The organism is Mycolicibacterium aubagnense (assembly GCF_010730955.1).
Classification (GTDB): Bacteria; Actinomycetota; Actinomycetes; order Mycobacteriales; family Mycobacteriaceae; genus Mycobacterium; species Mycobacterium aubagnense.
In genome coordinates this window covers 4,995,010-5,009,039 of record NZ_AP022577.1, presented here as the reverse complement: position 1 = coordinate 5,009,039, position 14,030 = coordinate 4,995,010, and the positions used below count along the sequence as shown (strand labels likewise).

Annotated in this window: 8 protein-coding genes; all 8 read right to left on the bottom strand. The window is 66.8% G+C overall.

From position 1 onward, the window contains the following. Positions 1-73 precede the first annotated feature (73 nt). The 8 genes from G6N59_RS24000 to G6N59_RS23965 all read right to left on the bottom strand — a co-directional run bounded on the left by G6N59_RS24000 (position 74) and on the right by G6N59_RS23965 (position 13,932). On the bottom strand, positions 74-709 hold the full coding sequence (locus G6N59_RS24000) for a DUF8185 domain-containing protein (protein WP_138229430.1): 636 nt from the start codon (positions 707-709) through the stop codon (positions 74-76). A 28-nt stretch (positions 710-737) separates the two neighbouring features. Then, complete coding sequence (locus G6N59_RS23995) at positions 738-1,151, bottom strand: acyl-CoA thioesterase (protein ID WP_020102240.1); 414 nt, start codon at positions 1,149-1,151, stop codon at positions 738-740. Between the two features lie 7 nt (positions 1,152-1,158). After that, positions 1,159-6,018 carry an NAD-glutamate dehydrogenase gene (locus G6N59_RS23990; RefSeq protein ID WP_163911677.1) on the bottom strand — a complete coding sequence of 1,620 codons (4,860 nt, stop codon included), beginning with the start codon at positions 6,016-6,018 and terminating at the stop codon, positions 1,159-1,161. A gap of 55 nt (positions 6,019-6,073) precedes the next feature. Beyond that, entirely contained in the window at positions 6,074-7,747 is a 1,674-nt protein-coding gene (gene ettA, locus G6N59_RS23985) for an energy-dependent translational throttle protein EttA (RefSeq protein ID WP_138229429.1), read from the bottom strand. 180 nt (positions 7,748-7,927) lie between these two features. Continuing rightward, positions 7,928-8,374, bottom strand: coding sequence for a single-stranded DNA-binding protein (gene ssb / locus G6N59_RS23980; protein WP_138229428.1), 447 nt, complete (start codon positions 8,372-8,374; stop codon positions 7,928-7,930). Positions 8,375-8,522: 148 nt separating this feature from the next. Next, positions 8,523-10,880: a glycerol-3-phosphate 1-O-acyltransferase gene (locus G6N59_RS23975; RefSeq protein ID WP_138229427.1), complete on the bottom strand. Its 2,358-nt coding sequence runs from the start codon at positions 10,878-10,880 to the stop codon at positions 8,523-8,525. After that, positions 10,877-12,454, bottom strand: coding sequence for an HAD-IB family hydrolase (locus G6N59_RS23970; protein ID WP_138229426.1), 1,578 nt, complete (start codon positions 12,452-12,454; stop codon positions 10,877-10,879). Before G6N59_RS23970 ends, G6N59_RS23975 begins: the two co-directional genes overlap by 4 nt. Then, complete coding sequence (locus tag G6N59_RS23965) at positions 12,451-13,932, bottom strand: wax ester/triacylglycerol synthase family O-acyltransferase (protein ID WP_138229425.1); 1,482 nt, start codon at positions 13,930-13,932, stop codon at positions 12,451-12,453. Before G6N59_RS23965 ends, G6N59_RS23970 begins: the two co-directional genes overlap by 4 nt. Between the last annotated feature and the right edge of the window lie 98 nt (positions 13,933-14,030).

Here is a 14,030-nt window from a genome sequence, read left to right as displayed (position 1 = left end):
AAGCGCTATCTGAAACCTGCTGTGCACCTTGATAACTCAATAGTGTTCCCGGCTCTCGTGCTCGCGTGGCGGGTTAGGGCGACAACAGGATCGGACCGCCGCGCCGGCGGTACACCGAGCCGAAGCGGGCGTCGATCCTCAGCCACGTCGGATGCACCCGGACCCGGACCACCTCGTTCTCGGGCAGCGGATCGGGTACGAAACCCATGGCGGTCAAGGCGAATACGCACCGCATCGGGATGCCCACCTCGATGTCGCCGGCGCTGACCGTGACGACGTCCTGGTCCAGCAATGACGGCGGCGGGCCCTGTGCCCCACTGTGTTCGCGGGCCAGATCGACGCCCCGCTGCGACAGCTCCATCATCGCGTGGGCCGGCACATCGTCGAGGTGACTGAACCCGTTGTCCGGCGGCAGCGCACCCCGCCACGCCGAGTCCATCGCGAACCCCGGATCGATGCGGCCCGAACCGGGCAGCTCACGGCTCAAGGCGTCAGCGCCGGCGCACAGGTCAGACGGCGTCAACCGGCCGCTCAGCACCCGCGCGGCCAGCACCTCGAAACCCGTTGCTGCCCAGGCGACAATGACACCGTCACCGCGCATCCGCAACCGCACCACCGCCGCTTCGTCAAGGCGCAGCACACGCTCGACGAAGGTGGCCAGGTTCTCCGCCTGCGCGACGTCGGCGAGCCAGATTCCGCGTTCGGTCATCGGTGCACTCTGCTCTTCGCGCAAGCGCTCATCGCGCAAAACGCTGCAGGTACTCCCGCTGATGCGGGGCGATGCGCACGAGCATCTGCCGCTCGATGTTGAAGGTTGCCAATTGGGTCTCCCCGATCACGGCCGGCTTGGAATCGGGATCGGCCTGCGCCGACCGCACCTCATAGCCCAACGTGAAGTCGCAGGCCCGCAGCCGGTTGGTCCAGATGGTCACCTGCAACGGCGAATCGACAAGGCGCAGTTGGTCCTTGTACTTCACGTTCACTTCGGCGATCAGCAGTCCGGTGGTGGCGACGTCCTCGGCAAACGGTTCGGTCAAGAACGGAACCCGCGCCTCCTCGAGAATCGTCACCATGGTCGCGTGGTTGACATGTTGATACATGTCGATGTCTGACCAGCGCACCGGCACCGGCGTCGTGAAGCGTTCAGTCACCGGCCCATCATCCCTGATTGCCCGTTCCTGTTGTTCTCGTGGTCATGCTGCGCAGCTGCCGCGCCGCCACCGACAGGGTTGCCAGGTCCCGCTCTTCGTCACCCAGGATCTCGGTCAGGGTCCGGCGGGCCCGCGTGACCCGGGAGCTGTTGGTCGACGCCCACTCGTGAATCTTCTGCTCACCGGTCTCGTCCGTCTCGCCGACGGCGATGACGTCGATGCACAACGCCCGGACAGAACCGTAGATGTCGTCGCGAATCGCCAAGCGCGCCAACGAATGCCAGCGGTCGTTGCGGCTCAACTGGGATACCGCCGTCAGGAGGTTGTCGATGCCAAGGTCGTCCGTCAGGGCAAAGTAGGTGTCTGCCACCTCTGCCGGCTCCCGCTCAGCGATGTCGGCGATGTCGATGACATCCAGCAGGCTGTACTGGTACAGCCCCGTGGCCACCATGTAGGCCAGGTCCCGCGAGACGCCGGCGGCCACGAACTGCGCGGCGTCGGTCTCCGCGATGGCCTTGTCATCGCCGCGCAGCCACTGCGCCATCTGCGGCGTCAGCTCGGCGACCTTCGCCGCGAACCGGTTGGCCTCGGCGCCGACCGCCAGCGGCTGGGGCCGGTAGTTCAGCAGCCAACGGCCGGCCCGGTCGATCAGGCGGCGCAGGTCCAGCGTCATGCGGTCGGTGACATCCACCGGGACGCCGGCCAGGCCGGCCGCCCGGATGTTCCGCCACACCTCGCCGACCCGGAAAATCTTGTCCACCGCGACATAGCTGCGAACCGCGTCGACGGGTCCCACACCGACGTCCTCGGCGACGCGGTAGGCGTAGGTGATGCCGGCGGTGTCGACGAGGTCGTTCACCAGCATCGTGGTGATGATCTCCCGGCGCAGCTGATGCGACCGGATGTCTGCCGTGAACCGGTCCCGCAGCTCCTCCGGGAAGTAGCCGGGGAGCCGTCCCGCGAACACCTCCTGATCCGGCAGCTCACTGCCCAGCACGTCCTCCTTGAGTGCCAGCTTCACGTGCGCCATCAAGGTGGCCAGTTCCGGTGAGGTCAGTCCCAGCCCGGTTTCCATCCGCCGACGGATTTCCTTGTCCGAGGGCAGCGCCTCCAGCTCGCGGTTGAGTCCACGTTCCCTCGACAGATCGCGAATCTGGGAGGCGTGCACCGGCAGCAGGCTGGCGGCGTTGGCGCGGCTGGTGCCCATCAGGTCGTTCTGCGACATGTTGTCGGCGAGCACCAATCGACCGACTTCGTCGGTCATCGACATCAGCAGCTCGGTGCGTTCGCCGGCCGCCACCTTGCCGGCGGTCACCAGGGCGTCGACCAGAATCTTGATGTTGACCTCGTGGTCCGAGCAGTCCACGCCCGCCGAGTTGTCCATGGCATCAGTGTTGATGCGGCCGCCGGACAGATCGAATTCGATGCGGCCACGCTGCGTGACGCCGAGGTTGCCGCCCTCGCCGACCACCTTGGCGCGCACCTGATTTCCGTTGACCCGGATGGCGTCATTGGCGCGGTCGCCGACGTCGGCGTCCGACTCGGTCTCGGCCTTGATGTAGGTGCCGATGCCGCCGTTCCAGAACAGGTCGACGGGCGCCAGCAGGATCGACTTCATCAGTGCCGGCGGCGTGAGTTCGGTGACATCGGCGCCGAGGCCGAGTACTTCGCGGACCTGGGGGCTGATGGGGATCGACTTCTGCTCACGGCTGTACACACCACCGCCTTCGCTGATGAGCGACTTGTCGTAGTCGTCCCAACTCGACCGGGGCAGCTTGAACATCCGGTCACGTTCGATCCAGGAACGGGCCGAATCGGGATTTGGGTCCAGGAAGATGTGCCGGTGGTCGAAGGCCGCCACGAGCCGAATGTGCCTGGACAGCAACATGCCATTGCCGAACACGTCACCGCTCATGTCGCCGACGCCGACGACGGTGAAGTCCTGGGTCTGGGTGTCGTGCCCCATCTCCCGGAAGTGCCGCTTGACCGACTCCCAGGCGCCCTTGGCGGTGATGCCCATGGCCTTGTGGTCGTAACCGACCGAGCCACCGGAGGCGAACGCATCACCGAGCCAGAAACCGTACGACTTGGCAACGTCATTGGCGATGTCCGAGAACGTCGCGGTGCCCTTGTCGGCGGCGACCACCAGGTAGGCGTCGTCGCCGTCGCGGCGCACCACCTGCGCCGGCGGGACGACAGCACCGGTGGCCGTCTCGACGTTGTCGGTGACGTCGAGCAGGCCGGCGATGAACAGTCGGTAGCAGGCAACACCTTCGTTGCGCAGGGCATCGCGATCGGCGGCCGCGTCACCGGTGGGAACCGGCGGCGACTTGAGCACGAATCCGCCCTTGGCGCCGACCGGCACGATGACGGCGTTCTTCACCGCCTGCGCCTTGACCAGACCCAGGATTTCGGTACGGAAGTCCTCCCTCCGGTCCGACCAGCGCAGACCACCGCGGGCCACGTTGCCGAACCTCAGGTGCACGCCTTCGACGCGCGGCGAGTACACGAAGATCTCGTATTTCGGCCTGGGCAATGGTAATTCGTCGATGAGCTGGGGATTGAGCTTGAACGACAACGCATTTCGCTGCCGCGCCGACCCCTCGGCGGTGACGTAGTAGTTGGTGCGCAACGTGGCCTGCACCAGCGCCGCGAACGCCCGCAGGACTCGGTCGGTATCCAGGCTCACCAAGGCGTCGATGTCGGCGGCGACGGCCGCCGCGGCGGTCTGGGCGCGTTCCGCGGCGTCCCCCCCGGCCGGGTCAAATACCGCCTCGAACAACTCGACGAGGGACTTCGCCGTCCGCGGGTTGTCTCTGAGCACGGTCTCGATGTGGTACTGACTGTACGGAAAACCGGCCTGCCGCAAGTACTTTGCGTACGCCCGCAGGATCGTCACCTGCTGCCAGGTGAGCCCCGCGCCGAGCACCAACTCGTTGAACCGGTCGATCTCCACCTTGCCCTGCCAGATGGCGGTGACCGCGTCGGCGAATCGGCCCGCGATCGCTTCGCGCTCCACTGCCGGGGTGTCGATGGTGGATTGGTGCCGGGAAATCTTGAACTGGTAGATCCAAACCGGCACGCCGTCGCCGCGAACGACGTTGAACGGCTGCTCCTCGAGCACCACCACACCCATCGACTGCAGCATCGGCAGCAGCTCGCTCAGCGAGGCCGACCGGCCGGCCAGATACCACGTGAGTTGGGCGGTGCCGTCATCATCGGGCCCCGCTTCGGGATAGTCCAGCACGAGCTTGACACTGTCGTCCTGCAGCTGGTCGATGATGCTGATGGCCTCGATGGCTCCGGTCGGCGTGAAGGCCTGCTTGTACACCACGGGGAACGCCACCGCGTAGTGCTCGGCCTCGGCGCGGGTGATGGTGCCCGGTGTGACGGCACCGATCAGCCGGTCGCCCCAGGTGCGGGCGGCCTCGGTCAGCAGACCCTGAATGCGGGTTTCGTTGGCCGCCGACGTATCGATGGTCGCCTGGCTCGCCCCTTCTTTGAGACGAACCGTGAAATGCACGACGGCCCAGGGCGATTCACTGACGCGTGCGGTGTACTCGATGCTCTCGCCACCGAGTTCGCGCACCAGGATGTCCTGCATGGCCAGCCGGACATCGGTGGTGTACCGGTCACGCGGCAGGTACACCAGGCACGACACGAAGTGAGCGAGTTTATCGGCGCGCAGGAACAGCAGCGCACGCCGCCGGGAGCCCAGGTCGATGACGGACTTCCCCATCGCGACGAGGTCGCGCGCGGTCAGGGAGAACAGCTCGGACCGTGGCACTGTCTGGATGATGTCCAGCATCAGCTGGCCGGGCCGGCTCGGATCGCCGTGAGACAGGGCCAACGCCTCGTTGACCCGGCGCGAGATCAGCGGAATCTCCAGCACATTCGCGTTACCCGCGGTGACCGTGAACTGCCCGATGAAACGGTGTTCGCGGGCGGGCCCGTTCGGACCCGCGCTCTCGCGAACCACCACGATGTACGGGTAGGCGCCGTAGCGCAGGTAACTGGGCATGGTGGCCTGGGCCACCGCCAGCAGTTCGTCGTCGCCGGCCAGCGGCGGCAGCACGTCGGTGCGCAGCTTGGCCACACCGAGCCGGGTCGCGGGATCCACCTGCGCCTGCCCGTTGTGCACTGCGCACTGCTGGTAGCCGAGCAGGACGAAGTGCCCGTCGGCCAGCCAGCGCAGCAGGGCCGCCACGTCGCGCCGGTCGTAGCCGGGGAACCGGCCGTTGTGATCGGCATCGAGCGCGTTGGCCAGGCCCACGAGAGCGGCGTTCATCGCCGGGGTGTCGAGTTCCACGGCTCGGGTGTCGGTCAGGGCATGCGGCAGCACCGCCGCGGCCTCGGCCACGGCCTCGCCGTCACCCATGGTCGCCAGCTGCACATGAATCCAGGTCTCGTCGATGCCGTCGGCCGGTGCGCTGGGATCACCCGCCGGACCCATCGCGACGACCTCGCCCGCCGAATCCCGGCGAACCCGGAATTCGGGACTCATGATCGCGGTGTAGGCGACGCCGATCCGGTTCAGCAGCACCATCACCGAGTCCATCAACAGCGCGCTGTGGTCGGTCACGATCTGCAGCGCCGGGCCGAAGCGGCCGGGATCGTCGGCAGGGTAGATCGCGACCAGAGTCTCCCCCGTCGACCGGCGATGACCGAGGCGAAAGTGCGCCGCCAGCAACTCCGGCGACACCCGGGTTGCCAGCGCGACGTCGATCGGGGCGGTAACCCCACCGCCGGCCGGAGAGCCGTCGCTGGGGCCGCGGTAGGTCAGCAGATAGGCCCGTGCGAGACCAGCATTGCCGTCCGTGCCGGCGGACTGCGTCGTGCTGCCGCGTCCGCCCCGATATTCCGTCATCCGACTTGCTCCTGACGTCGCGCCGTCGTGCCCCAATCGGCACGTACGTGCGACGTTAGTCGCGAGTCAGCTTGCGGTGGGTGACTCTGTGCGGACGCGCCGCCTCGATTCCAAGTCGTTCCACTTTGTTCTCTTCATAGGCACCGAAGTTGCCCTCGAACCAGAACCATTTGGCCTCGTCCTCGTCGTCGCCTTCCCACGCGAGGATGTGGGTGCAGGTGCGATCCAGGAACCAGCGATCGTGGCTGATGACCACAGCGCAGCCGGGGAACTGCTCGAGCGCGTTCTCCAGCGAAGACAGGGTTTCCACGTCCAGGTCGTTGGTCGGCTCGTCGAGCAGGATCAGGTTGCCGCCCTCTTTGAGAGTCAGCGCCAGGTTCAGCCGGTTGCGCTCACCACCGGAGAGCACGCCGGCCGGCTTCTGCTGATCGGGGCCCTTGAAGCCGAACGCCGACACGTAGGCGCGTGACGGGATTTCGTTCTGGCCGACCTCGATGTAGTCCAGCTTGTCGGAGACGACCTCCCAGACCGTCTTCTTCGGGTCGATGCCCGCGCGGCTCTGGTCGACGTACGACAGCTTGACGGTCTCGCCGACCTTCACGCTCCCGTCGTCCGGCTGCTCCAAACCGACGATGGTCTTGAAGAGCGTGGACTTACCCACACCGTTCGGCCCGATGACGCCGACGATGCCGTTACGGGGCAGCGTGAAGGACAGGTTCTTGATCAGCGTGCGGCCGTCGAAGCCCTTCTCCAGGTTGTCGACCTCGACGACGACGTTGCCCAGTCGCGGCGGCGTCGGAATCTGGATTTCCTCGAAGTCGAGCTTCCGCGTCTTCTCGGCCTCCGCGACCATCTCCTCGTAGCGCCCGAGGCGGGCCTTGTTCTTGGCCTGGCGGGCCTTGGCGCCCGAACGCACCCAGGCCAGCTCGTCCCTCAGCCGCTTCTGCAGCTTCTGGTCCTTCTTGCCCTGAACCTCGAGACGCTCGGCCTTCTTCTCCAGGTAGGTGGAGTAGTTGCCCTCGTACGGGTAGGCGCGACCGCGGTCGAGCTCCAGGATCCACTCGGCGACGTTGTCCAGGAAGTACCGGTCGTGGGTGACGGCCAGGATCGCGCCCTTGTAGTCGGCGAGGTGCTGCTCGAGCCACAGCACGCTCTCGGCGTCCAGGTGGTTGGTGGGCTCGTCGAGCAGCAGCAGGTCGGGCTTGCTCAGCAGCAGCCGGCACAGCGCGACGCGGCGGCGCTCACCACCGGACAGGTGGGTGACCGGCTCGTCCGGCGGCGGGCAGCGCAGCGCGTCCATGGCCTGCTCCAGCTGGGAGTCGATGTCCCAGGCGTCGGCGGCGTCGAGCTCCTCCTGGAGCTTGCCCATCTCTTCCATGAGCTCATCGGTGTAGTCCGTGGCCATCAGCTCAGCGACCTCGTTGTACCGGTTGAGCTTGCCCTTGATGGCCACGCCCGCCTCGACGTTCTCGCGGACGGTCTTGGTCTCGTCCAGCTCGGGCTCCTGCATGAGGATGCCCACGCTGGCACCCGGCGCCAGGAAGGCGTCGCCGTTGTTGGCCTTGTCGATGCCGGCCATGATCTTGAGGACGCTGGACTTACCGGCGCCGTTGGGGCCGACGACACCGATCTTCGCGCCGGGCAGGAAGTTCAGGGTGACATCGTCGAGGATGACCTTGTCGCCGTGCGCCTTACGTACCTTGCGCATCGTGTAGATGAATTCGGCCATGCCGTCGTCATGCCTTTCGTTGGCTGTTCGTCGTAGCGTTCTCGTAGCACGGACCCGGCGCGATCGATCTGGCGCGGTCCCGCGAAAGCTCGCTGACCATCCTAGGCAAGCCGCCAAATCGCCCGGTGGCGCGGTCGGGGCGCCCCGTGAAGGGCCGTTTGAGGCGCCCCGACGTTCCGCCTAGACCGACAGCGCCAGCCCGTCCGCCTTCTCGGCCTCGGGCTGCTGGTCGTGTGGCCGCACCTCGGGGCCGGCCTCGACGTCAAGGGGACTCGGCCGCCGGGGATCGACCTTGACCTGGCACCGCGCCATGTCCGGGCCGACGGACGTCGCCCGCACCTCCATCGATGAGCGCCGGTTGCCTTCCTTGTCCACGTACTCGCTGGTGTAGATGTAGCCGACGACCACGACCGGGTCGCCTTTGAACAGTCGGCCTGCCACCCCGTCGGCCACCCGGCCCCAGCAGTTCACCGTGATGTACAGCGAGTTGCCCGGCTCCCAGCCCTCGTCGGTCTTCTTCCGCGAATTGCTCGCCATTCGGAACGTCACGACGTTGCTCTCCCCGGCCCGGCGTGCGACCACATCGGTGATCACGTTGCCGACCACGGTGACGGGTGTCTCGAACATGTGCTTCTCCATCCATTTCGGTGTTGCCGGCGTTCTCGTCGGCCTATGCGCCCATTGACCCGCCCGGCACCGACAAAAGAACCGGCGCCGCTCGACAGGCGGCGCCGGTTGTGGATGAATCGCGAACTGTGGATAACCGCGCGCGGCGTCAGTCGGCCTCGATGGCGTCTTTGGCCTTGCGCCGCTGCAACTCCCGAATGTCGAACTTGATCCAACCGATCGAGTCGACGGTGGCCAGGTCCGCCAAAATCGACCGCAGCTCGGCGAGGAAGGCCGCGCGCCGCTCCTCCAGATCGGGGGCCGCTTCGAGCAGCTTCTGATCGGCGACCACCTGGCGCGCTGTCGTGAACAGCAGCGCCGACACCGACTCGTTGCTGCGAATCCGGCCTTGCGCGACGTACTGCCGGCCGACACCGAGTGCCCGCTTCGTCAGCTCCTTCTCACTGATGTCGGGCGGCGTGCCCCGCAACACGTCGGCGACCAGTTCGTAGGCCTCCAGGAACGGCCGCAACATGGCGCCGGCGATGATCGGACGCTTGGCCCGCAGCATCGCGTAGATGGCCTCGCCCCCCTCGGCCAACTGCTGCTCGCAGTTGGCCTGCCACGACATCTCTTCCAGGATGTGCTCGCGGAACGATGCCGAGTCCGCAAAGTAGAACTCGAACTTGAGCAGGGCGCGCAGCCGCATGGCCTGCGACCAAAAGGCCTCCACCGGATCGGATTCCGCCTTGGCGGCGTGCGCCATGGCGAGCTCGACAATGGCGGTTTCCAAGAACGCATCGATGGTCGTGTTGCGGTAGAACGCGGCCTCGTGCTCATCCTGCGGCGCGATGTACCAGACCGGCTGGCGGCCGGTGTTCACCGCGGTGACCGGATGCCCGCCAGACATCGCATCGAGCGCGGCCCGGACCCCTTCGGGGGTACGCAGCCGCAGTACCGAATTGGTCATCGGAATCTGCTTGCGCTCAAGGTAATCCAGCGCATCCTGCAGGGTGTGGTGCAGCTGGTCCAGCGTCAGCGCCAGGCCGCGGGTGGTCAGCAGCAGCGCCGACACCAGAGCCGTGGCGTTGACCGGGGTGGCCCGCAGGATGCGCCAGGCCACCTCGAAGGCCATCTTCTGCAGTGCGAGGCGCTTCACTGCCGGGTCGGTGGCCACCGCACCATCGGGCGGGCCCAACTGCTCACGCATCGACACCGCTTCGGGGAAGCGCACGTAGATCTTGCCGAAGTTCCGGTCGCCCTGCGCCTTGATGTAGTGGTACAGCCAACTCAGACCCTCCGGGGTCTTCTCGCCGCCGCGGGCGTAGGCGGCGTACTCCGCGGTCTCGTGCAACTGGTCGAAGCTGATGGAGACGGGCTGCAGCAGGATGTCCTCGCTGCGGCCGTCGAGGTAGGCGTCGGCGACGTACGCCAGCAGACCCAGCTTGGGCGGCAACATCTTTCCGGTCCGGGAGCGGGTGCCCTCGATGGACCAGTTGAGGTTGAAGCGCTTCTCTACGATGTACCCGACGTACTCCTTGAGCACGTACTTGTACAACGGGTCGCCGGCGATGTTGCGCCGGATGAAGATGACGCCGGAGTGCCGGAAGATCGGCCCCATCAGACCGAAGGCGAGATTGATCCCGGCGAAGGTGTGCACGGGCGGCAGGCGGTTCTCCTGCATCGCCACCGGCACGATGACGCCGTCGAGGTACGACCGGTGCGAGAACAACAGCACGGCCGGGTGCAGTTCCAGCGCGTGCCGCATGGCCTCGACCTGCTCGCGGTCGTAGTCCACGTTGGGGTCGAATCCCCTGCTGAAGATGGCGCGCCCGATCTTCGGGATGAAGTCGACGGAGAACCGGCTCCACCCCGTCGACAGCTCGTCGAGCATCTCGCCGGCCTTCTCCACCGTCGCGCCCGGAATCTTCTCCAGGCCTTCCCGGAACCGCGCTGACGCCAGCACCTCGGGCTTGACCAGCCGAGGTGATTTGTACTCGGGTCCGAGCAGCCGCAGCTCCACGCGCTCGATGGCGAGCTGCGCCCGGCGCAGCACGAACCGGGCGAACTCCCTTGGGTTTTCGGCGGTCGTGGTGTCCTTCCACTGCTGCCGCAGCTGCCCGACGGTGGCAGGTTCACCGGCGACCACCCGGGCCCGCAACGGGTCCTTGCGCAGGATGCGGCGCTGCAGCAGCTCCGGTGGCCGGTAGCGGTCGCGGCCCGAGATCAGCGACACGATCTTGGAGCGCGTCGGCAGACCGGCGGGCACCCAGAACACCCGGACGGGAACCACCGAACGGCTCTCGTCGGCGCCGAGCAGCTCGACCAGGCGGGCCAGCGTGCCGGGTGACGGCTCCCCTTCGGTCGGCAGCCGGAGCACCTCGAGGCGGGTGTCAGGATGCTGTTTGCGCTGGTGGGCGAGCCAGTCGTTCAGCAGGTCCCACTCGGCGGCGGAGCCGACCGCGGTCAGCACCAGCGCGTCGTCGGTCGGGTCGAAGCTGGCGAGATCGTCAGCGGTGTGCTTCACCGTCGGCCCTTGGCGCTGCGCGGCGCTTCGCCGCTGTCGTCGGGCGCATCGGGGTCCGCCGCCGGCGACGCCGTCCGGTGGTACAGCGCGTTGTCGGGCACCTCGTCGTGTGGCCATTTTCGGAGGGTGTCGAGGTAGAGCTGCCGCACCTCCGCGATGCGCTCGGACAGGTCGTCGAGAGTCCAGTCTTCGACCGAAATCGGTGGGAAGACCACGACGTCGACCTTGCCCGCATGGAAGGTCGACGAATCGCGCGCGGCGATCACTTCCGCATTACGGATGACAATCGGCACGACGGGAATACCGGCGGCCATGGCCATCCGGAACGGACCCTTCTTGAACTCGCCGACCTCAGTGGTGTCGAGGCGGGTGCCCTCGGGTGCGATCAGGATCGAAAGGCCTTTACGGGCAAGCTCTTCCATCTTGTGCAGGCTCTCGATGGCCGAGGCCGGGTCATCGCGGTCGATGAACGCGGCATCCATCACCTTGCCGATGGTGCCCATGATCGGGTTGCTTTCGAGTTCCTTCTTGCCCACCGAGGTGAAGTTGTCGCTCACCAGTGCGCCGGCGATCATCGGGTCGGCCTGGTTGCGGTGATTGAAGATGAACACCGCGGGCCGTTGCGCGCGTAGGTTTTCCGCACCGATCACGTTGAGGTCGATACCCAGCGTGGCCATCAGTGCCTTGCTCCACGCCGACGTGAAGAAGTTGACCCCGGTGCGCCGGTTGCCGGTCAACAGACCGAGCCCGACGGCACCGGCCGCGACCGGCGCCAGGGACGCGATGCCGGCGATGGTTCGCAGCTGCGCGATGGGGCTGCTGCCACTGCGGCTGGAGAACTTCAGCACCGGCCAACCACGTTTGACGGCAACGGATTCCAGCTTGGCCGCCGGGTTGGTGGGCCGGGGGTTGCCGACCAGGTACATCAGGGCGACGTCTTCGTCGCCGTCGGCGTAGAAGTAGCTCTTCGCCAGATCGACGCCGTTGTTCGCCGCGAAATGCTGTGCGGCGTTGGCTTTTCCGGGCCCCCACAGCACCGGTCTGACCACATCGCCGGTGATGAGCCCATCCTCGTCGGTCTCGAACTTGTTGCACAGCACGTTCTTGATGCCGAGGAAGTTCGCCACTGGTTCCACCTGGACCGTCAGTGCCGACGAGCTCAGCACGACGGTGTGCCCGCGCGCCATGTGCGCGCGGACGAGCTCACGCATCTCGGGATAGATCCGCTTCTTGATGTGCTGGATGAACAACCGTTCGCCCAGCTCGTCGAGGTCGCTGAGCGAATTGCCGTTCAGCATCCGCGCTCCCCGGCCGATCAGGTCCTCGAACTCGGCGCGCCCCAACTGGTGGTTCACCGCGGCCTGCACCATGCCGATGAATTCGCCGACACCCATCTGGCGGCGGCGCAACCGATCCTGCGTCATGATCACGCCGGTGAACCCGGCCACCAAGGTGCCATCCATGTCGAAGAACGCCCCGACCTGCGGACCTTGCGGGCTGGCCAGGATTTCCGCGACCGACCCCGGCAACCGGGCATTGCGGAACTCGCCCGCGTAGTCGTCGTCCGAACTCATTGCGCGGCACCCCCGTTCACTGCCGACTCGGCCGGTTCGTCCGGCAACTCGAACGATGCCGGGATCGCCCGGCCGTCCCCACCCAGGGCGAGAACCTCGTTGAATCCGTCCACCAGACAGCGGGCCCACAGTTCGGGATCGTCGATCGACGCCCGGTCATAGCGGGTGCTGATGGTGACCCAGCCGCTGCGCGAGATGAGCACCGCCATCATCGCAACGCCAGGAAGTGGCCCGATTCCATAGTGCCGCAACACCTTTGCCCCAGCGATGAAAGTGTCGACCGGCGGACCGGGGACGTTGCTTGCCTGCACATCCGAGTTCACCACCGAGCCCGCCATCGACTCCAGCAGGTTCTCCGGCACCAGGTTCAGCAGCGGCGCCACGACACCGACCACCTCGATGGCGCGCTCCTCGCGCTTGCGGGTCATCTGCGCGCGCACCTTCTGGATGCGCTTGCGCGGATCGACGACGCCGATGGGCGCGGCGATGTTCACACCCGCAAATCTGTTGCCGCCGGCCGGATCCGAGTCGGAGCGCACATTCACCGGCACTGCCATCGGCAGCGAGGCGACGGGAATGCCCTTGGCCTCGTGGTAGAGGCGCAGCGCACCGCAGAGGGCAGCGAGGTAGGCGTCGTTGATGGAACCTTCGGCAGCCTTGGACGCCTTGTGCAGATCACTGAACTTGATGTCGATCGCCTCACTGCGCGACGCCAGACCACGGCGGCGCAGCACCGGCGACGGCGGCGCCGCCGGCGTCATCACCCGCCGGCTCGACCGGACATAGTCGACCACGCCGCCGACCGCGTCGACCGGGTCGCGCACCATGCGCCCGACCAGCCCGGCCGCACCACGAGTCACATCCAGCATGTTGTTGGCGATGCCCTTTGGCAACGCGTTGATGCCTTGGCGCGCAAGGTCATTGGGCGACAGATCTTCAGGGATCGGCAGTGGCGCCTCGGGCCTCGGCGCCGGGTCGCGCTCCAGGTCGTAGAGGTTGGCGAACATCTCCATGCTCCCCACACCGTCGGTGACGGCGTGGCTCATGTGCACGATGTTGGCAGCGCGGCCGCCGGGCAGCCCTTCGACCAACGTGGCCGTCCACAGCGGACGGGAGATGTCGAGCGGCGACTGCAGCGCCAACTCGGCGAAGTCGAAAACCTCACGCAGCGTGCCCGCGCCCGGCGCGCGTACCCGCCGCACGTGGAAATCCAGATTGAAGTCCGGATCGACGACCCAGCGCGCGGCAGCCGTCGGCAGGCTCGGCATCACGACTTTCTGACGAAGGCGAATCGCCCTGCGAGAGGCCTGCTCGAACCGCGCCCGGTACTGCTCCCAGTCCGGGGTGACGTCCAACAGTTCGACGCCCATGAGGCCGGAACGGGTGCGAGGATTGGCTTCGCCCCGATGCATCAACTGATCGACTGCACTCAACTCTTCGGGCAACCCGGCCGTGTCAAAGTCCGGCACGTCGCTCATGGCTGTCGCTCTCCTCGTCGTCGCCCAGCGGTGGCCCCTAACGCTAGTCCGCTGCCGGAGACGGCGGGGCGCAATACCGCTGTTGCGATGCCCACTGC